The 19,819-nt window shown below is 40.0% G+C and carries 17 protein-coding genes; 11 read left to right on the top strand and 6 right to left on the bottom strand.

All coding sequences use genetic code 11. The features are described from left to right. Positions 1-70: 70 nt before the first annotated feature. The 5 genes from gyrB to dnaA form a co-directional block, all read right to left on the bottom strand. Positions 71-2,002 (bottom strand): DNA topoisomerase (ATP-hydrolyzing) subunit B, encoded by a 1,932-nt coding sequence (gyrB, locus tag B6F02_RS03145; protein ID WP_256864641.1) that lies wholly within the window; start codon positions 2,000-2,002, stop codon positions 71-73. 17 nt (positions 2,003-2,019) lie between these two features. After that, positions 2,020-3,141 (bottom strand): DNA replication/repair protein RecF, encoded by a 1,122-nt coding sequence (gene recF, locus B6F02_RS03140; RefSeq protein WP_080145949.1) that lies wholly within the window; start codon positions 3,139-3,141, stop codon positions 2,020-2,022. Next, entirely contained in the window at positions 3,141-3,374 is a 234-nt protein-coding gene (yaaA, locus tag B6F02_RS03135; protein ID WP_080145948.1) for a S4 domain-containing protein YaaA, read from the bottom strand. Before yaaA ends, recF begins: the two co-directional genes overlap by 1 nt. Positions 3,375-3,682: 308 nt before the next feature. Continuing rightward, entirely contained in the window at positions 3,683-4,819 is a 1,137-nt protein-coding gene (dnaN, locus tag B6F02_RS03130) for a DNA polymerase III subunit beta (RefSeq protein ID WP_080145947.1), read from the bottom strand. A 248-nt stretch (positions 4,820-5,067) separates the two neighbouring features. Then, entirely contained in the window at positions 5,068-6,402 is a 1,335-nt protein-coding gene (dnaA, locus tag B6F02_RS03125; RefSeq protein ID WP_080145946.1) for a chromosomal replication initiator protein DnaA, read from the bottom strand. 557 nt (positions 6,403-6,959) lie between these two features. On the opposite strand from dnaA, the gene rpmH reads away from it, so the two are divergent. The 10 genes from rpmH (at position 6,960) to pcp (ending at position 17,169) form a co-directional block, all read left to right on the top strand. Continuing rightward, positions 6,960-7,103, top strand: a complete 144-nt coding sequence (rpmH, locus tag B6F02_RS03120; RefSeq protein WP_072693642.1) for a 50S ribosomal protein L34 — start codon at positions 6,960-6,962, stop codon at positions 7,101-7,103. Between the two features lie 138 nt (positions 7,104-7,241). Further along, the gene (gene rnpA / locus B6F02_RS03115) at positions 7,242-7,583 is read left to right on the top strand and encodes a ribonuclease P protein component (RefSeq protein WP_080145945.1); all 342 of its coding nucleotides are present in this window, start codon (positions 7,242-7,244) and stop codon (positions 7,581-7,583) included. Positions 7,584-7,755: 172 nt separating this feature from the next. Next, positions 7,756-8,604 (top strand): YidC/Oxa1 family membrane protein insertase, encoded by an 849-nt coding sequence (locus B6F02_RS03110; RefSeq protein ID WP_256864630.1) that lies wholly within the window; start codon positions 7,756-7,758, stop codon positions 8,602-8,604. Between the two features lie 80 nt (positions 8,605-8,684). Beyond that, a complete protein-coding gene (gene jag, locus B6F02_RS03105; RefSeq protein WP_256864629.1) occupies positions 8,685-9,584 on the top strand; it encodes an RNA-binding cell elongation regulator Jag/EloR in 900 nt (299 codons plus the stop codon). A gap of 155 nt (positions 9,585-9,739) precedes the next feature. Beyond that, positions 9,740-11,023, top strand: a complete 1,284-nt coding sequence (locus tag B6F02_RS03100) for a bifunctional folylpolyglutamate synthase/dihydrofolate synthase (protein WP_080145944.1) — start codon at positions 9,740-9,742, stop codon at positions 11,021-11,023. A gap of 252 nt (positions 11,024-11,275) precedes the next feature. Continuing rightward, positions 11,276-12,784 carry a PTS system trehalose-specific EIIBC component gene (gene treP / locus B6F02_RS03095; RefSeq protein ID WP_080145943.1) on the top strand — a complete coding sequence of 503 codons (1,509 nt, stop codon included), beginning with the start codon at positions 11,276-11,278 and terminating at the stop codon, positions 12,782-12,784. A gap of 195 nt (positions 12,785-12,979) precedes the next feature. Further along, complete coding sequence (gene treC, locus B6F02_RS03090) at positions 12,980-14,635, top strand: alpha,alpha-phosphotrehalase (RefSeq protein WP_080145942.1); 1,656 nt, start codon at positions 12,980-12,982, stop codon at positions 14,633-14,635. Positions 14,636-14,831: 196 nt separating this feature from the next. Beyond that, entirely contained in the window at positions 14,832-15,530 is a 699-nt protein-coding gene (locus B6F02_RS03085) for a DUF969 domain-containing protein (protein WP_080145941.1), read from the top strand. A 2-nt stretch (positions 15,531-15,532) separates the two neighbouring features. Further along, positions 15,533-16,456, top strand: coding sequence for a DUF979 domain-containing protein (locus B6F02_RS03080; protein WP_080145940.1), 924 nt, complete (start codon positions 15,533-15,535; stop codon positions 16,454-16,456). Between the two features lie 65 nt (positions 16,457-16,521). Then, entirely contained in the window at positions 16,522-17,169 is a 648-nt protein-coding gene (gene pcp, locus B6F02_RS03075; RefSeq protein WP_080145939.1) for a pyroglutamyl-peptidase I, read from the top strand. 467 nt (positions 17,170-17,636) lie between these two features. On the opposite strand, the gene treR is transcribed toward pcp, so the two are convergent. Continuing rightward, complete coding sequence (gene treR, locus B6F02_RS03070) at positions 17,637-18,359, bottom strand: trehalose operon repressor (protein ID WP_080145938.1); 723 nt, start codon at positions 18,357-18,359, stop codon at positions 17,637-17,639. Positions 18,360-18,512: 153 nt separating this feature from the next. On the opposite strand from treR, the gene B6F02_RS03065 reads away from it, so the two are divergent. Continuing rightward, positions 18,513-19,637, top strand: coding sequence for a hypothetical protein (locus tag B6F02_RS03065; RefSeq protein WP_080145937.1), 1,125 nt, complete (start codon positions 18,513-18,515; stop codon positions 19,635-19,637). Positions 19,638-19,819 lie beyond the last annotated feature (182 nt).

The raw sequence follows: 19,819 nt of genomic DNA, 5'->3' as shown, positions 1-19,819 counted from the left end.
AACTTAAATACCGCATATGTGTTTCAGTACAATCAGCATACACGGTATGGAAGTTGCATTCATTTAGACATTAAATATCAATATTTTGAACATACTGTGCATTGTCTTCAATAAACTCACGACGCGGTTCTACTTTTTCACCCATCAGCATATCAAATACTACGTCGGCTTCAATCGCATCTTCAACCGTTACTTGCAGTAAACGGCGGTTTTCAGGGTTCATTGTCGTATCCCACAACTGTTCAGCGTCCATCTCTCCAAGTCCTTTGTATCGTTGGATATCCGGCTTAGGTGTTGGCGGAATTTCTTTCAGATATTCTTCTAGTTGCTTTTCGGTATCTAAATAAACTTCTTTTTTCCCTTGCTTCACTTGATATAAAGGAGGCTGTGCAATATAAACAAATCCAGCTTCAATTACCGGTCTCATATAGCGGAAAATCAATGTCAGCAGCAATGTACGGATATGTGCACCATCTACATCGGCATCTGTCATAATAATCAGTTTATGATAACGAGCCTTGTCGATCTCAAACTCTTCTCCAAATCCCGTTCCCATAGCAGTAAATAAAGAACGGATTTCTTCATTCGCTAAAATACGGTCAATTGAGGCTTTCTCTACGTTCAAAATTTTCCCTCTGATCGGTAGGATCGCCTGGAATAATCTGGAACGGCCTTGTTTAGCAGAACCGCCGGCAGAATCTCCCTCAACAATAAAAATCTCTGATTTTTCAGGATCTTTTGAAGAACAGTCTGCTAGTTTACCCGGTAAGTTGCTGATTTCCAGACCGTTTTTCTTACGCGTCACTTCTCGCGCTCGCTTAGCAGCAAGTCGTGCTCGGGCAGCCAGCATCGCTTTCTCAACGATTTGTTTGCCGACAGTCGGATTCTCCATCAAGAAACGATCAAAGTGTTCACTGAATAAGCGATCTGTGATGGTACGAACTTCAGAGTTTCCTAATTTTGTTTTTGTCTGTCCTTCAAATTGCGGATCTGGGTGTTTGATACTCAAGACAACCGTCAATCCTTCACGGACATCTTCACCAGTCAGGTTATCATCGTTGTCTTTTAGTATTTTATTGCGACGAGCATAGTCGTTGATGATTCTCGTTAAAGCGGTCTTGAAGCCTGACTCATGCATACCGCCTTCATAGGTATGGATATTGTTCGCAAAGCTCATAATGTTCATATGGAATCCATCTGTATGCTGTAAAGCAACCTCTACGACAATACCGTCTTGTTCTCCTTCAAGAAAAATCGGCTCTTCGTATAAACTTGTTTTCGTTTGATTCAAATAGCTGACGTAGCTCTTGATTCCGCCTTCGTAATGATACTCTAAGCGAACCGGTTCTTCTTCTCTGCGGTCCTCAATCGAAATGTTTAGTCCTTTATTCAAAAAGGCCAACTCACGTACTCTTGTGGCTAACTTATTAAAGTCGTAGACCGTTGTTTCCTGGAAAATCTGATCGTCCGCTTTGAAACGAACCACTGTCCCTTGCTGATCCGTTGTCCCGATCTCTTTCAAGTCATACATAACGGCTCCGCGTTCATACCGCTGGTTGTAGACTTTCCCGTTTTTATGCACATCTACTTCAAGATATTCAGATAAAGCATTTACGACAGATGATCCTACACCATGGAGTCCACCAGAAACTTTATATCCGCCGCCGCCAAATTTTCCGCCGGCATGCAGGATTGTAAAGACAGTCTCTACAGCAGGACGTCCCGTCTTCTGCTGGATATCGATCGGAATCCCACGGCCATCATCTGTTACAGTCACGATATCGCCTGGTTCAATCACAATATCGATATTATCCGCATGTCCAGCCATCGCTTCATCGATAGCGTTATCTACAATTTCCCAAACCAGGTGGTGCAAGCCTGCTGCACCGGTTGATCCAATATACATACCGGGACGTTTTCTTACAGCTTCCAGCCCTTCCAGTACTTGAATCTGACTGGCATTATATTCTTCACGTAATTCTGTTACTTCTTTTGGAGTCAATTGCTCATCTGCCAAATTTATTCACTCTCCCTAACAATCTTTCCATTCGATACTCTAAAAATCCGGGGATCATTCAATAATTCTTTCTTCACACCGTCTAAACTGGTCGTTGTCAAAAAAGTCTGGACTTTGTCCTGAATCGATTTCAGCAAATGGGTCTGCCGGTCGTCATCCAGTTCACTTAAAACATCATCCAATAATAAAACGGGGTATTCCCCCGTCATTTCATACATTAATTCTATTTCTGCCAGTTTGACACTCAGTGCGGTTGTTCGCTGCTGACCTTGCGAGCCATACGTCTGAACATTCTTGTCGTTGATATAAAAGCGGAGGTCATCTCTATGGGGGCCGCTGACGGTTGTTCCTTGATCCAGCTCTCGTTGCTGGTTTTTGTCGAATTGATTTAACAGATCTTGTCTAAGGCTTTCCTTATCCGTTTCTGAACGCACAGAAACAGAAGAAGCATATTCGATCTGCAACTGTTCTTTTTCTTGTGATATCGCCTGATGGATCGGCTGTGCCCATTCTTCCAGGCGTTTTGTGAATTTAAATCGTTCAAATAACACTTCTGCACCTTCAGCAGCCAGCTGCTCGTTTAAAACCTCTAAAAAGGTCTGATCGATTTTGTCTTTATAACGAGCTTGTTTCAAATACTGATTTCGCTGCTTTAAGATTTTCTGGTATTCCACAAGATGATGGAGATAAATAGGACTCATCTGCCCCATTTCCATATCCAGAAATTTTCTGCGTACAGAAGGTGCACCTTTAACAAGTGACAAATCCTCAGGTGCAAATAAAATCACATTCAAATGGCCGATATACGCACTCAGCTTTTTCTGTTCCAGATGATTCAGCTTGGCTTTTTTCCCTTTTTTCGACAGAACGATCTCTAAAGGAAAGCCGCCCTGATTCTTTGCAATGCGTCCGGTTACCTTGGCATAGTCCTGATCCCAGCCGACCAGCTCTTTATCATTCGCCGTCCGGTGACTGCGTGCCATAGCCAAAACATAGATACTTTCCATCATATTTGTTTTTCCTTGAGCGTTTTCCCCAAGAAAAACATTGATGTTCTTTGAGAAGTCTACTTCAGCTTTTTCATAATTGCGGTAGCCCGTTAGTTGAAGATCTTTCAAGTACATTAGGCATCCTCTTGCGTCAAGGACTCTACAACGAAGCTGCCGACCTCTGGAATGTCGATCACAGAACCGTTATACAGCTTTTTACCTCTTCTATTTTCCAGTTCTCCATCTACATAAACGTCAAACTGCTCTAAAAACGGCTTAGCCATACCGCCGCTTGAAATCACGTTCGCATGCTTCAGAAACTGTCCCAAAGTGATATAGGTTTCTTCGATTTGAATTGGGGTATGCACCACTATCGGCTCCTTAATAATAAAAAATTGTCTATATATTTTTTATTCTTTTTTCCATAATTTCCTTTCTCTATTATACCCTAAAAAACATCTCAATACAAATTTAGGCGGAAAATAATGGCCTCTGATAGATTTTCAGGTAAAAAAAAGAAAAACCTTTTTTTAAAAGAAATCCGCTCAGAATTCAAAATAAGGCAAATTTGAATTATCTAGAACTAAGTCTCTATAAAAAAATCCTATTCAAGGAGTCAGTAAGCTTCCTCGAATAGGATTTTAATCGTTCCGTTTAATCTGCTTTGTCAAAAGGATTATGAAGTACGAATCGGTGTGATCAGTTGAATGAATTCGCGATTATCTTCACTCGGCACTAATACAAAAGGTCTCAGAGTCGAAATCAGCTTCAAGGTAATTTCCACAGGACCAAATGTATTCAATGCTGCTTTCAAGTAATCTGGATTGAATGAGATATCCATTTCTTCCCCTTCAACCTGTTTGAAAGAAACATGCTCATTTACTCGACCGACTTCTGGTGAATTTCCGGTAATTTCTAATTCGTTTTGTTTCACACTTAATTTTACAACATTGTTTTTTCCTTCATGAGATAACAGTGAAGCACGCTCAACAGCGCCAAGCAGTACTTGAGCGTCTAAAGTGATCTGTGTAGAAGAAGTTTCTGGAATCAGGCGGTCTGTATCAGGATAGTTCCCTTCCAGCAGTCTAGAGTAGAAATAAGTATCTTCTGTTTTAAAGAGAATCTGGTTCTCTGCGATCGCTACCGTGATTTCGTCTAGTGAATCATCCAACAGTCTGGATAACTCCTGAAGACTTTTTCCAGGGATAACGATGTTGTATGAAAAATCCCCTGCTGTTTCCAGCGGAATCACTCGTTGACTCAGACGATGGCTATCTGTTGCCACTGCTTTTAAGCGGCCTTCACTTAATGACAAGTTTACACCTGTTAAGATCGGACGGCTTTCATGAGAAGAAACGGCGATAACAGTTTGTTTAACAACTGTTTTCAACAGCTGAACCGGTAAGGTAAAAGCTTGATCTGTGTCGATTTCCGGCAGATGTGGATAATTCGCTGCATCTAGTCCATTGATAATAAAAGAAGAAGATGCAGATTTGATGGCTGTCTGTACTCGGTCAAGTACTTCAACAGAAAAGGTCTCATCCGGCAGTTTATTGACGATATCACTGAAAAATCTAGCAGGCTGCAGTACGATACTGCCTTCTTCTTCAATTTGCAGTGCTGCTTTTTCGTCATGTACAGAGAGCAGTGTTTCAATCGAGATATCTGAGTTGCTTCCTGTCAGTTTGATTCCTTCAGCATCAGCAACTAGTTTAATCCCGGTCAATATTGGAATAGTTGTTCTAGAAGAAACCGCTAATTGAACATCCTTCAGCTTTTTTAAAAAGGCTGTTCGATTAATTGAAAATTTCATAAAATCCCTCCGTGCAGTTTGTTAAATTCAGTATAGCATAACGCTCTTTAAATAAGGTTTTAAGGCTCTTATTTTCTGAGCATCTGTCTATATATATTTATATAAATAATATAGTAATAGTAGTAGGGCCTGTGAATACTGTGGAAAAGTACAAAATGCCTATAGTATAAAAGTTTTCCACCTGTGGATAGCTTGTGGGTAACTTTGTGCAGAAACAAGTGAGTTATACACAAGTGGAAAAAGAAAGTTTATTGCAGATTCTTTTTGAGCTGCTCGATTTCGTATTTTAACTCATCATTTTTTTCGATCGCCTGCTCAATTTTTTCATACGCATGAATAACAGTTGTGTGATCTTTGCCGCCGAACTCCTTGCCAATCTTTGGCAGAGAGTTATTGGTCATCTGTCTAGAAAGATACATGGCAATCTGTCTCGGCAAAACAATTGAACGAACCCGTTTTTTTCCTTTTAGATCTGCTAATGAAATCTGATAGAACTTGCAGACCGTCTGCTGAATAGAAGCAATTGATACATCTTGTTTCTTATCGGATTTGATCATGCTCTTCAAAGCATCTGCTGCAAGGCTTGTTGTGATGTCATTACGCTGAATAGCAGAATAAGCTTGTACACGTACAAGAGCACCTTCTAATTCTCGAATGTTGGAATCAATCTGGCCGGCAATATAACTTAATGTATCATTAGGAATCTCCAATCCTTCTGCATTGGCTTTTTTCCTAAGAATAGCAATCCTAGTTTCAAGATCTGGCGGTGTAATATCAACGGACAGGCCCCAGGCAAATCTGGAAACCAGTCTCTCCTGCAGTTTAGGAATCTCATTAGGCAAACGATCGCTGGTCAATACAATTTGTTTGCGGTCGTCGTAAAGAGCATTGAATGTATGGAAAAATTCTTCCTGCGTACCTTCTTTATCCGCAAAAAATTGAATATCATCTACCAATAGCAGATCGACATTCCGATATTGTCTTCTAAATTTTTCTTGCGTTCTATTCTGAATCGAATTGATGAAATCATTCGCAAAATTTTCACTGGATACATATTTGATTTTAGCGTTCGGATTGATTTGAAGATACTGGTGACCGATCGCGTGCATCAAGTGAGTCTTTCCGAGCCCGACGCCGCCGTAAAAGAATAAAGGATTATAGATCGTACCCGGCTCTTCTGCAACTACTAGGGCTGCGGCATGGGCCATCTGATTTCCTTTTCCAATAACAAATGTATCAAAAGAATACTTGCTGTTTAACGTACTGGATACCATACTCCCCTGGTCGAAAGCATCTAGCTGTGCAGGTTCTTTATTTTCCTCGTGTGTAGCTTGTTCTTCTGAGGTAACAAAAAGCGGAGAAACTTCTCGTCCAAAATATTCGTATAAGTACTCGACCATTTTAGTAGTGAGGTTATTTTGCCAGTATTCTTTATGCAATGTTGATGGAACTTCTATTGTAACGGAACTATCTGTAACTCGGACGAGGTTTGCGCTGAGAATCCATGTATCATAACTAACTTTAGAAAGAGACTGCTTGAATTTATCTTGTAAATTTATCCACAGTGGATGCGTGTTATTCATTCTGTTCCTCCTCGTCTCCATAGAATGTTTTTTTATTTTATCATGGATGAGGCAAGTTTTCCACAGTGGGATGAAATTGTTAATAAAAAATCCAGAGCATGTTCATAGAGATATCCACAGGTTGAAAATTGTTGTGTATAATCATCAGGAGTAATTATAGTCTTAACAAGAAATGTGGATAACTTTCAGTTTATAAGAGCTGATTCTAAAGGGTTTAATAGAGTTATACACAATGCGAATAAATGTGTGGGTAAATTTGTAAACAGGATGTTGAGTTGTGGAAAACTGTTGAATAAAGTTGTGCACAGAATGAACGGGCAGTAAAGTTATCAGAAGCGTTGTGGATAAAAATGTGTGGTAAGTTCTAATCAGTAAAGCAGGATGTGTCTGAAATATTGAAAAAAAGATTGAAAAATAAACAGGAAGACTTGACAAATGGGGGTGATTTACTTAAGATAATATAGTCTGTCTATGTTAGGATGCAAATTTAGATAGCATTTTGTAACTTATTAAATTGTAAACAGAGAGATCGGAAAGATTCAGGAGGTGTATGATCAATGTCACAACAAGGATTAACCTATCAACCTAAAAAACGTAAACGTCAAAAAGTACACGGATTCCGTAAACGTATGAGTACTAAAAACGGACGCAGAGTATTAAAAGCCAGACGTCGTAAGGGAAGAAAAAGAATTTCAGCATAAGAAATAATAGGCGACGATAGCTTCTTATTGTAAAATAAGAGCTCGTCGCCTTTTTTATTTGCTGTTAAACCAGCATCCTGCCTTTTTAGTAGATAAAAAGAAGAAAAAAAGTCAGGCATAGAAAGGGAAAGACGAAAAATGAAAAAAGCTTACCGTGTCAAAAAAGAAGCAGAATTTCAAAAAGTCTTCCGTCAGGGCGAGTCGGTTGCGAATCGTCAGTTTGTGGTTTATGTACTGGAAAAACCGGAACAAGCACATTTTAGGGTAGGCCTGTCAGTTGGGAAAAAGATTGGAAATGCTCCGACGAGAAATGCTGTGAAAAGAAAGATCAGACAGGCACTAACTGAATTGGACCAAGAACAGGCAGTAAAACAGGATAGAGATTTTTTAGTGATCGCCAGAAAACCTACTGCTGATTTATCTTTCCATGAGTTGAAAAAAAATCTGATTCACGTATTGAAAATTGCTAAAATGATTTAAAGTTTTTTAATTGTTCTATAATTAGTAGAAGATCAGTAGAAAAAATCTGTTAAAATAATAGTGTTTCTGATGCAGCTTTCATTTATAATAGGGATAAAGTGCAGAAGTTTATGCAATAGAGGTATAAGCAGCAGAAAAAAAGCTCACAAGAATTTGGAAAAGAGGAAAAAGAGTGTTTAACTTAATAAAAAAACGTAAGCGATTGCTATTGATGGTCAGCATGCTGGCTATGGTCTTCGTATTAGCAGCCTGCGGAACCAGCGATGTAACAGCGGAGAGTGAAGGATTCTGGGATGGGATTATCATTTATAACTTTGCTCGATTGATTATCTGGTTCTCAGATTTGTTTGGAGGAAATTACGGAATCGGAATTATCATGGTTACTGTGCTGATTCGAGCATTAATGATCCCGATTACTCACTTCCAGCAAAAAAATATGCAGCAGATGAACGAGATCAATCCTCAGCTGACAGAACTTCGAGAAAGATACTCAGCTCGAGATGCAGAAACACAAGAAAAATTAAGAAACGAACAACAGAAATTATATAAAGAAGCAGGCGTCAATCCATTTTTAGGATTCTTACCGCTATTGATTCAAATGCCAGTCTTTATTGCTTTATACCAAGCAGTAAACAGAACACCGATCTTAGCAACTGGAGATTTTCTATGGGTCAACTTGGGCGCACCCGATCCATACTTCATTTTACCATTGTTAGCCGGTGCCTTTACGTTGGCAAACTCTCACTTGATGAGTCTAGGTCGTCCGCAGGCAGGCGGGAAGTTTATTACCTACATTATGCCGTTGTTTATTGTTTTGATTACGTTTAGACTTTCAAGTGCATTGGCCCTTTACTTTGTTGCTTCGAATGGATTTGCTGTACTGCAGACATTGCTGCTGCAAAATCCTTATAAAATTCGTCGCGAACGTGAAGAAAAAGAAGCAAGACAGCGTGAAATCGAATTGGAACGAAGAAAAGCTAGGAAAAGAGCTCAGAAACTGGGAAGAAATGTTCGAAAATAAAAGATAGTATGATTTGTTAAAGCGTGTTGATCAAATAGCAGAGAATAAAAATACCTAGCGTTGAACGGAGGGCATTATTCGTGATAGATAAGTATACAGCACAAGCAGCAACTGCAGAAGCAGCGATCGAAAAAGGATTAAAAGCATTAGGGTTAAAAAGAGAAGAAGCCAATATAGAAATCACCGAGCCTGGTAAAAAAGGATTTCTGGGAATCGGCCAAAAAGATGCGGTCGTGGTGGTCAAAAGAAAACAGGCAACCAGTATTATGGATGAAGTGTTTGCCAGACCAGCATTAGGATCTGAGCCTGAGACCTTAGAAGCAGAAGAGAGAACACTGGTCGCAGCAAGTGAAACCAGCGGAGCAAAGGAATCGTCTGAACCAATCGCCGAACCAGTTGCAGAAAGTCCTGAAGAAGTGGAAGCCACAGCGGCTGAAGCTTCTTCGGAAGCTGACTCGAGAGAAGAAGAGCACACAAAAGAACCTGCAGTACCAACTGAAGAAGAAATACAGGCAAAAGAGCAAAAAGATGCAGAAGGTATTCAATTTGTGGCAGACTACTTAATGGATGTTACAAGAAAAATGGGTGTTTCTGATGTCGTTGTCCATGTATCGAGAGAAGGAAAAAAAGTACAGTATAATATCGATACAGAAGATGCGGGCTTAGTGATCGGGCGACACGGAAAAGTGTTGAACAGCTTGCAGACATTGGCTCAGATTCAGCTGCATCAAGTAGCAGATACCAAGCTTTATGCAAAAGTGGATGCTGAAGAATACAGAGAGCGTCGTCAAAAAACAGTTGAACAACTTGCTAAAAGAACAGCGGATAAAGTCAAAAGGACTAGACAACCTGTCATTTTAGAGCCAATGCCGGCGCACGAAAGAAAGTTGATTCACCGCTATTTAAATCATCATAAAGGAATCGAAACGCATTCTGAAGGTAAAGAACCGCATCGCTACTTAGTAGTAGAACCAGAATAATAAATCGCAAACATAACAGAAAAAGAACTTGAGTGTAGGGTGAACAGCAGAGCAGCAACTGTTGAATAAACCGTTCCTCAAGTTCTTTTTTCATTTCGACAACCTGGATGCGAGATTGTATAATAAAGAAAAATTGAGAAATGTAGGGTAACGCTATGAATATGCAAGACGTCATTAATCTCGTTAATACTAATCGAGGCAACGGAAAAAAAGAAAATCTGAACCGCATGCAGGCACTAATGAATAAGCTGGGTAATCCGCAAGATCAGCTGAAATTTATACATATTGCCGGAACCAATGGGAAAGGGACGACCGCTGCTTTTATAGCGGCTGTTTTGCAGCAGTCAGAAGTTAAAACAGGACTATTCACTTCACCGCATCTCGAAGCAATTAATGAAAGAATCCAAGTTGATCAACAGCTCATAAGTGATGAATCGTTTATTCGCTGCACAGAGATCGTAGCTCCTTTTGTCGCGGAAGTAGAAGCAGAGTTATCAGAATCGCTTTATTCCTTTGAAATTTTAACGGCTGTAGCATTTGTTTATTTCGCAAATCAGAATTGTGAGCTGATCATTTTAGAAACCGGGATTGGCGGAAGACTGGATTCAACAAACGTGATCCAAACACCAGAAGTTGCGGTCATTACGTCTATCGGACTGGATCATATGGGAATGCTGGGGAATACAGTAGAAGAGATTGCAAAAGAAAAAGCAGGCATTATAAAACAAAATGGAACAGTGGTTGTTTATGACTGTCCACCAAGTATTCGAACGGTTATAGAACAGACAGCAGCTCAAAAGCAGGCGGCGCTGACAGTTACAGACCTGAAAGAGATCTCCGTTTCCGCTGCTTCTATACAAGGTCAGAAATTTGACTATAAGACTTATAAAAACCTGTCAATCAGGATGATTGGTGAGCATCAGTTATCCAATGCAGCGATAGCAATCGAAACAGTTTTGAAACTAAGAGAAAAGGGTTATCAGATATCGGATCAGTCAATTGTAAAAGGTCTAAAACAAGCCTTTTGGGCAGGAAGAATGGAAACTATGCTGGATAAACCGCTCGTTCTTATAGACGGCGCACATAATCAGCAGGGAGTAGAACGGCTGAGCCAGAACATCCGGTCTCTTTTCCCAAGACAGAAAGTCACCTATGTTATTGGAATGATGAAAGACAAAGATTATTTAGAGATGATTCATTTGGTTGAAGATACAGCAAAACAGTTTCTAACGGTTTCACCAGATCCTTGGAGAGGCTTTGATGCAGCAGAAGTTGCTGAAATGCTTGGACAGGATGGAAAGCAGGCAAAAGCAGTAAAGGATGCAGCAGAGGTTGTACAATATATCAAAAAGGCTGATCAAGAAGAAATCATCGTTGTCTTTGGATCTTTGTATCTTGTAGGCGATTTAAGGAAAGCCTTAAAGCAGTCAGATGTATAGTTAGAACCATCAATAATCTAGAAAGCTTTTTTCTATTCTTCTTATATAAGGAGTGGAAAAAAGCTTTTTGTTATCTTAAGAAACTGCACTAATGATAAAATTGATTTAGTGAGAGTGCATAGATGTTTTAAAAGAAAAGGGGGCAGAATTAAAGGATAACGAAGATGAAACGCTTGCATTAAAAAAGGTTTTCGAGTATAGTAAGCTTGTAAGAACTTGTATAGACAAGTTGGATTATAAGGAGGAAAAAACATGGCAGATTTTAAAAAAGATGCACAAGAGCTGCTGGATGCGATCGGCGGCAAGCAGAATGTTAATGCTGTAACCCATTGTGCCACTCGTATGCGGTTTGTTTTAGATGATCCGTCAGAAGCAGATGTGAAGAGAATTGAAGATATCCCATCTGTTAAAGGAACATTTACACAAGCTGGACAATTTCAAGTCATTATCGGAAATAGAGTAGCGGACTTTTATAATGAATTTTCAGACGTTTCCGGACTTGAAGGCGTTTCTAAAGATGATGTGAAAAAAGCTGGTTCTAAAAATATGAACTGGTTGCAAAGACTGATGGCTGCATTGGCAGAAATTTTTACACCGCTTATTCCTGCAATTATTATTGGTGGTTTGATTTTAGGATTCCGTAACGTTTTAGAGGGAATTCAGATTGAAGCACTGGGTCAATTAATTGTCGATGGACAGCCGCAAGTTACAGATGCAGGGGAACCGATTTATAATACGATTGTAAATACTTCTCAATTCTGGGCAGGGGTCAATGACTTCTTATGGCTGCCAGGTGAAGCGATTTTCCACTTCTTGCCTGTAGGGATCACTTGGAGTGTTACGAGAAAAATGGGTACAACTCAAATTCTCGGAATCGTACTAGGGATTACATTAGTTTCTCCGCAATTATTGAATGCTTATGGTGTTCAAGATATCGTTGCAGGAAATGTTGAAGTATGGGACTTTGGATTCTTCCAATTAGACAAGATCGGCTATCAAGCGCAAGTTATTCCGGCAATGATGGCAGGATTTTTACTGGCTTATCTTGAAAAATGGCTGCGTAGAATTATTCCAGAAGCCATTTCAATGATTTTTGTACCCTTATTTGCGTTAGTGCCAACTATCTTTGTAGCTCATGCGGTCATTGGACCAATTGGATGGCAGTTGGGAACATGGCTATCCCAAGTCGTTAACTGGGGCTTGACCGGAACATTCAACTGGGTCTTCGGATTTATTTTCGGTGGACTATATGCGCCGCTCGTTATTACAGGTCTGCATCATATGACGAATGCGATCGACTTGCAGCTGGTTGCAGATTACGGCGGTACAAATCTATGGCCAATGATTGCTTTATCAAATATTGCACAAGGTTCTGCAGTATTAGGCATGATCATTATGCACTGGGGCAATAAAAAAGAAGAACAAGTTTCCATCCCAGCGGCGATTTCATCTTATCTAGGGGTAACAGAACCCGCATTATTCGGTATCAATATTAAATATGTGTATCCATTCGTAGCCGGAATGATCGGTTCTGCATTTGCAGGAATGATTTCCGTAGCACTGAATGTTACAGCAAATTCAATCGGTGTTGGTGGTCTGCCGGGATTCTTGAGTATTCAAACGGATTCTATGATCAACTTCTTTATCGCGATGGCCGTAGCCTTCATTATACCGATTATCTTGACGATTATATTTGAGAAAAAAGGTATTTTAACGAAATACGAAAATGATCATCTGCCAATTCCTAAATTAGGGAGCTAAACCGAGTCAGTTCTTTGAAGTAAACAAGGAATCATGGTAGAGTGATTATAAGAATCGAATAAACCAAGTGATTTACTGCAAGAGAGGATTGGTTCAGAGAAAACGCAAAAGTCTAAACTCATTATGATGCGATAGACTCCAGCGTTTTACCTGAATCGGTCCTTTTTTAATAGATAAACAGAAAGGGCGGAAGACATGACAACATTTCACGATAAAGTGATCTATCAAGCCTATCCGAAATCCTTTAAAGATACGGATGGCGATGGAATCGGAGATTTGAAAGGAATCATTGAAAAACTGCCTTATTTGGAAGATTTGGGCATTGATATGATCTGGCTGAATCCTTTTTACAACTCTCCGCAGAATGATAATGGGTATGATGTAGCAGATTATACATCTATAGACCCGCTATTCGGTACGTGGGAGGACTTTGATAAGCTGGTTGAAGAAGCTGGCAAACGAGGTATTTCTTTGATGCTGGATATGGTATTGAACCATACATCTACAGAGCACGAATGGTTCCAAAAGGCATTGGCCGGTGATAAAAAGTATCAGGATTATTATATTTTAAGAGAAGGTAAGCCGGATGGAAGCTTGCCGACGAACTGGGAATCAAAATTTGGAGGTCCGGCATGGTCAAAATTTGCTGAGACAGATCAGTACTATCTGCATTTATATGACAAAACGCAGGCAGACTTGAACTGGCGCAATCCTGAAGTACGGCGTGAACTGTATAAAGCCGTTAATTTCTGGCTGGAAAAAGGGGTAAAAGGACTTCGTTTTGATGTGATCAACGTTATCGGAAAAGCTGAAGAATTAGAAGATGCAGCTGATGGTGTCGGAAAATCGCATTATACAGATACTCCAATCGTTCATGATTATATCCAAGAGTTAAATCAAGAAACGTTTGGCCGGTATGATGATGTGATTACCGTTGGAGAAATGAGCTCAACAACAGTGAAAAATGGTATTAAATATTCCAGTCCGAAACGACATGAACTATCAATGATTTTCAGCTTCCACCATCTGAAAGTAGACTATAAAGATGGAGAAAAGTGGACAACGATGCCGTTTGATTTCCTGGAGTTGAAGAAGTTGCTGGATGAGTGGCAAAGAGGTATGGACGTCGGCGATGGATGGAATGCGGTCTTCTGGAACAACCACGATCAGCCGCGTGCTAACAGTCGTTTTGGCGATACAGAAAACTATCCAGTCGAAACGGCAACCATGCTTGCACAGACCATTCATCTGCTGAGAGGAACACCGTTTATCTATCAAGGGGAAGAAATCGGGATGACGAATCCTAGATTTGACGATATTGATGATTATGTAGATGTTGAAACGCATAATGCCTATGAAGAAATGAAACGCAAAGGTCTTCCAGAACAGGAAATTATGGAAGCTATAAAAGAGAAATCAAGAGATAATCCAAGAACGCCAATGCAGTGGGACAGCAGTAAAAATGCCGGATTCACAACAGGAACACCTTGGCTGAAGGTCCCGGACAACTATACAACGATCAATACGCAAAATGAAACCATCAGCAAGCAGATCCGGGATTACTATAAACAACTGATTCAACTGAGAAAAGACCATAAGATTATTCAAGAAGGATCTTATGAACCATTTGAATTGGGTCACGAGAGTGTCTATGCGTATATTCGCGAGTTAGATGACCAAAAGCTGCTGGTCATGAATCACTTCTATTCAGAAGAAGCGTTGATGGATATTCCAAAAGCGTTGCTTGATATGAAAGCAGAATTCTTGATTGGAAATAAAGGAGAGCGCAAGCTGGAGTCGCTCTTTAAACTTGATCCGTACGAAACGGTCGCATTTTTATTAAAAAAATAAAGTACAAGTTTTCAGGGTCTGTTGACAGAAGAGTTCTATTCTGTCAATAGATCCTTTTTTTGTATGCAAACAATCTTAACGATTAGAAAAACAGGAAAATATTATTAGTTTTTTTACGTTTTGACTCACATATAGTTGAGTGCTATCATTGAAAACAGATTGAAAATTTTAATGATTAGAGAAAGAAGGATAGAAAGTGGATTTTTTACGTTTAATAGGTATTTTAATCATCGTTGTCGGCTTTATTTTTAAATTCGATACGATTGCAGTGGTCTTGATTGCTGCTTTAGTTACAGCATTAGTTTCTGGTATACCGTTTTTTGAATTTTTATCTTTAATGGGCGAAGCTTTTGTTAATAATCGCTTAGTTACGCTGTTTTTACTTACACTGCCAATGATTGGGATTGCAGAGAGAGCAGGGTTGCGTCAGCAGGCCGTTAATCTTCTGGAAAAAATCAATGGCATCACCGCGGGTCGTTTATTCTCTATTTATATGGTCTTCAGAGAGTTAGCGGGAACATTTTCCATCCGGATGCAGGGGCAGACGCAATTTGTTCGTCCGTTGATTGAACCGATGTCGCAAGCCGCTGCTACAACGAAATATGGAGAAATCAGCGAAGCAGATGCAGAGAAAATCAAAGCGCGTTCTGCTGCTACAGAAAACTTCGGAAACTTTTTCGCACAAAATACGTTTATTGCTGCTTCAGGGGTTCTATTGATTACAGGAACGCTGGAAAGCTTGGGTTATACAATTTCAGCAGTGGATATTGTACTGGCTACCGTGCCGGTTGCATTGTTTGCGTTAGTCGTCGTCGTCATTTCGAATATTTTATTTGACCGTAAAATGAATCGAAAATACGGTAGAGTGAATCAACAACAGAAAGAAGGTAAATAAGAATGGAAGCATTTATCGATAATTTATTGGAATTCTTTTTTATCTTGGTTGGTGTATTGCTTGCCTATGTAGCGTTTAATGTAGCAACGGACAAGGCCCATCCTGCACGATTAGGGACATCTTTGTTCTGGCTGATTATGGGCTTTATTTTCGCAGCTGGAAACTTTATTCCTTCTAACATCAGTGGTGCTTTACTACTTGTCGTCGGAGTATTGACCATTACGAAACAAGTGAAGATCGGACATGTGAAAGAAGTTAAAGAATCGGAAGCACAGGCTTCCAGTGAAAAATTAGGCAATCTGGTATTCTTACCTGTCATTACATTAGCTGTTGTAGCCGTTGGTGTCGCACAGTTTACACCATTAGGCGGACAGGCCGGAATCGGAATTGGTGCTGTAGCTTCTTTATTGATCGCTATGCTGGTGGCAAAAGCTTCACCTAAAGAAGCATTGGAGGATGGAGACCGTATGGTGCGTCAAGTTGGCGTCGTCGGATTCTTGCCGCAACTCTTGGCAGCACTGGGTGTCATTTTTACAGAAGCAGGCGTTGGTGACGTTATTGCAAATGCGATTTCAGCCGTTATTCCAGCAGGAAATCCGCTGATTGGTGTGATTGCTTATTCACTCGGAATGGTTGTTTTTACTATGATCATGGGAAATGCTTTTGCGGCGTTCACAGTCATTACAGCTGGTATTGGTATCCCTTTTGTCATCTCTCAAGGTGGAGATCCAGCAGTAGCCGGAGCGTTAGCAATGACTGTTGGCTTCTGCGGTACTTTGATGACACCGATGGCCGCAAACTTCAATGCGCTGCCGGTTGCCTTACTTGAAATGAAAGACGATAACGGGGTCATCAAAGAACAAATTCCGATGGCTTTGATTATGATCGTTTTCCATATCGTTTTAATGTATTTCTGGGCATTTTAGTTAGTTCGTTTATTTTTTTAAAAGCTGTTTGTGGTAAAATAGAGATAGAAAGGTCGAGATAATTGATGAAAATTCTAGTAACTGGATTCGATCCATTTGGTGGAGAAAGCCTGAACCCGGCATGGGAAGCTGTGAAGAAAATTCCTGATACCATCAATGGTGCAGAAATCAAAAAAGTGATGATCCCTACTGTTTTCGGCAAAAGCGCTGAAGTAACGGAACAAGCGATTGAAGAATTTCAGCCGGACTATGTGCTGAATATTGGACAAGCTGGCGGCAGATTCGAATTAACGCCTGAACGTGTAGCCATCAATGTAGATGATGCTCGCATCCCAGACAACGATCAAGCGCAGCCGATCGATGTAGCCATTAAAGAGGATGGCGCGGCAGCATACTTCACACAACTGCCAGTCAAAGCTATGGTTACAGCAATGAAAGAAGCCGGCGTTCCAGCGTCCGTATCCAATTCAGCCGGAACCTTTGTCTGCAATCACATTATGTATCAAGTACAATATATGATCGATCAAAAATATCCAGACTTAAAAGGCGGATTTATGCATGTTCCATTTATCCCTTCACAAGTACTGGATAAACCAGGAAAACCGGCAATGAATCTAGAAGATATTGCAAAAGGCATTACGAAAGCTCTTGAAGCCATCGTTGAGTTTGATGGAAAAGAAGACTTGAAAATGATCGGTGGAACAACGCACTAAAAGACGATACTGGCAAAAAAAACAATATATTAAAACGAGCAGATATGTACATTAATAGTACAAATCTGCTCGTTTTTTTCTGGCTTATTCTTTTATTTTGTTCTTTGCAGTAGTTTTGTATTCTACCGAATTTGAAATCAGTCATTTAGAATCACTTTAAAGCGGAGCGGTCGCCGGAAGTGGTTGCAATAAGGTTATTAGGACTACTTCAAAGCAGAGAGTGACCAGAACTGGTTGCAATATCCCTATTGGAACTAGTTTATAGCAGCACCGTCTTTCAACTGGTTACTAAATCAGGATAACGACTAGTTAAATAGGACATGCTCGGTGAACTCGTCACATAATCGGTATAGCAACCAGTTAAACAACATTCATCCTCTGAACTAGTCGCCAACAAACTTAAATTCTCCAATAAGCTGGAGAGTTACATACTCGAACAGGATTTTGAAATTAATGGAAACACACTTTCAATAAGTCTGTGGACCACGCCGTCTTGCAAAATCGACAAAGCGGAATTTATCCAGGCGGTGACGAGATTCTGTATACTGAAATAATCTTGTGTCTTCTAAATGGACGTCGCTGCGGGTAACGACGATATGATGATCGCCATGCAGATCCATCAGCCGCTTATCTTCTTCTGTCACAGGTTCGACAGTGAACTCTTTTCGCGCGTATCCAATCGTCAACCCCAGCTTTTGTTCAATGTAATGATACAAGGAATGCTCAGCTTCTTTATCTGGCAAAGTCTCAATCACAGAGGTCAGCAGATAATCTTTATCTAAAATGACCACTTCATCATTAACTTTCCTTGCTCGAACAACTTTATGCACTTCTGTGGATGCTGGAACTTTTAAAAATTCGGCAATATGCTGAGGAATTTCTGTCACCTTATTTTCTATCAGAATGGTTTGACTAGAAATGTGCTGGGCATCCTGCAGTTCTCTGTAGCTGGTTAATCCAGATATAGGAAAGTCAAACCGTTTTACATCTAAAACAATAGAACCTTTCCCTTGTTTTTTTTGGATATAACCACTCTCTAAGAGCATCGTCAATGCTTTGCGAATTGTTTCGCGTGAAACATTATACTGTTTTGTCAGTTCATTTTCGCTTGGCAGCAAGTCTCCTGACTTATACGTTTGGTTTAAAATCGCTGCTTCTATATCAATAAATATTTCATGAAATTTACTCACTTTATCCAATCCTTTGTTTCGTTCTCAAACAAATTTTACCATAGAAATCTTTTTTATGTACCCAATAGAATACTATAGCCTCTTAGCTCACGATTCTATATAATGAAACAGAATTAAAAAAAATATGATTTGACGATGATAAGAGGTGTATCAATGAAAAAACTACTATCTTTCCTTTACATAGCAGTGTGTGCCGGAATAGGGTTCTGGCTGGGTTATTTATCCCTTGAAGGAGGGCTGATTTTTGAATTTACAGTATTTCAGCTGGGGCTGCTGTTTATGAGCCTGCTCGTGTTTGGATGTCTGCATATTCTAATTCATGAGGCAGGACACTTAATTGCAGGGAAACTGTCAGGTTATCACATGATTTTTATCAGAATTTTTAGCTGGGCGCTCGTTAAGGAAGGGGAAAAGTTCAGGTTTGCTAAATTCAGCATTGCCGGAACTGGCGGCCAGTGTCTGATGGTTCCGCCAAAAATGACGGATGGTGCTCTTCCGCCTTATAAATTGTATTTGTGGGGAGGCGTTCTTGCCAATTTTGCGGCAAGCGGAATCAGCCTCTTAGCAGCTGTATTTTTAACCCATTCCGTTTACTTGTATAGTTTCGCAGCAATAGGTATTTTATTAGGATTGACCAATATTTTTCCGTATTTTATAACAGATGGCATGCAATTGAAGCAGCTGAAAAATGACACCATCAAGCAACAGCAGTTTTTCCAGCAGCTGCATTTGACGGAAGCTTTTACGTTAGGTAAAACATATGATTCACTTGATATGAACGCGTTGATTGTAAATCCTAATGAGCCGAATACCGAACAATATAATACTTATATTCAGTTGGTCAAAATCAACCATGAACTGGAAGCGAGTAATTTTGGACATGCCCTAGACATCCTTAAACCACTCTGGCAGCAACGAGTAGATCTGATTCAGCCTTATCAGATGGAAGTAATGAGAGAATACCTATTCTGTCATCTGACATTGGAACTGCAGGAAACAACGATCCAGGAAGATATTTTGGGAGATAAATTATTCAAAGAATACATGAAACTGAAACAGCTGGAATCTTACCGACTGCAAGCAGCGGTTGCTTTCTACGTTGAAAGAGATATAGAAAAAGCTGAGGAATGGCTGCAAAAAGCCAGAGAAGCCTTGGACAAAGCACCGACTTATGCGGACAAAGTGTTAAATACAACCTTATTGAACGGGCTTAGCCAGAAAATCAAAAAAGATAAAGCAGAAAAGATTACCGCAAGCAGCTTAAAACAAGGACTTTGAGGATGCAAACGTGTTTTTTAGTAGTGAAATAAACTGTTCACAAAATACTATTAAAAAATAAGTAATAGTGTTGACTTTTAGACCCGTTCCTTATATGATTACCTATGTTGAGCAAGACAGAATACATTGATTTAAATAAGGGTAAAGTAGTGAAAGTGCTTTTCCGCCGCAAGCCTATTTAG

The sequence above is a fragment of the Marinilactibacillus piezotolerans genome (assembly GCF_900169305.1).
Classification (GTDB): domain Bacteria; phylum Bacillota; class Bacilli; order Lactobacillales; family Carnobacteriaceae_A; genus Marinilactibacillus; species Marinilactibacillus piezotolerans_A.
The sequence above is the reverse complement of the archived record's forward strand: the minus strand, read 5'-3'. Positions and strand labels throughout refer to the sequence as shown.

Bases quoted from the DNA above. Each gene is read 5' to 3' on its own strand.
- recF (WP_080145949.1), bottom strand. From the start codon at position 3,141: ATGTACTTGAAAGATCTTCAACTAACGGGCTACCGCAATTATGAAAAA.
- dnaN (WP_080145947.1), bottom strand. From the start codon at position 4,819: ATGAAATTTTCAATTAATCGAACAGCCTTTTTAAAAAAGCTGAAGGAT.
- dnaA (WP_080145946.1), bottom strand. From the start codon at position 6,402: ATGAATAACACGCATCCACTGTGGATAAATTTACAAGATAAATTCAAG.
- rpmH (WP_072693642.1), top strand. From the start codon at position 6,960: ATGTCACAACAAGGATTAACCTATCAACCTAAAAAACGTAAACGTCAA.
- rnpA (WP_080145945.1), top strand. From the start codon at position 7,242: ATGAAAAAAGCTTACCGTGTCAAAAAAGAAGCAGAATTTCAAAAAGTC.
- B6F02_RS03100 (WP_080145944.1), top strand. From the start codon at position 9,740: ATGAATATGCAAGACGTCATTAATCTCGTTAATACTAATCGAGGCAAC.
- treP (WP_080145943.1), top strand. From the start codon at position 11,276: ATGGCAGATTTTAAAAAAGATGCACAAGAGCTGCTGGATGCGATCGGC.
- treC (WP_080145942.1), top strand. From the start codon at position 12,980: ATGACAACATTTCACGATAAAGTGATCTATCAAGCCTATCCGAAATCC.
- B6F02_RS03080 (WP_080145940.1), top strand. From the start codon at position 15,533: ATGGAAGCATTTATCGATAATTTATTGGAATTCTTTTTTATCTTGGTT.
- pcp (WP_080145939.1), top strand. From the start codon at position 16,522: ATGAAAATTCTAGTAACTGGATTCGATCCATTTGGTGGAGAAAGCCTG.
- B6F02_RS03065 (WP_080145937.1), top strand. From the start codon at position 18,513: ATGAAAAAACTACTATCTTTCCTTTACATAGCAGTGTGTGCCGGAATA.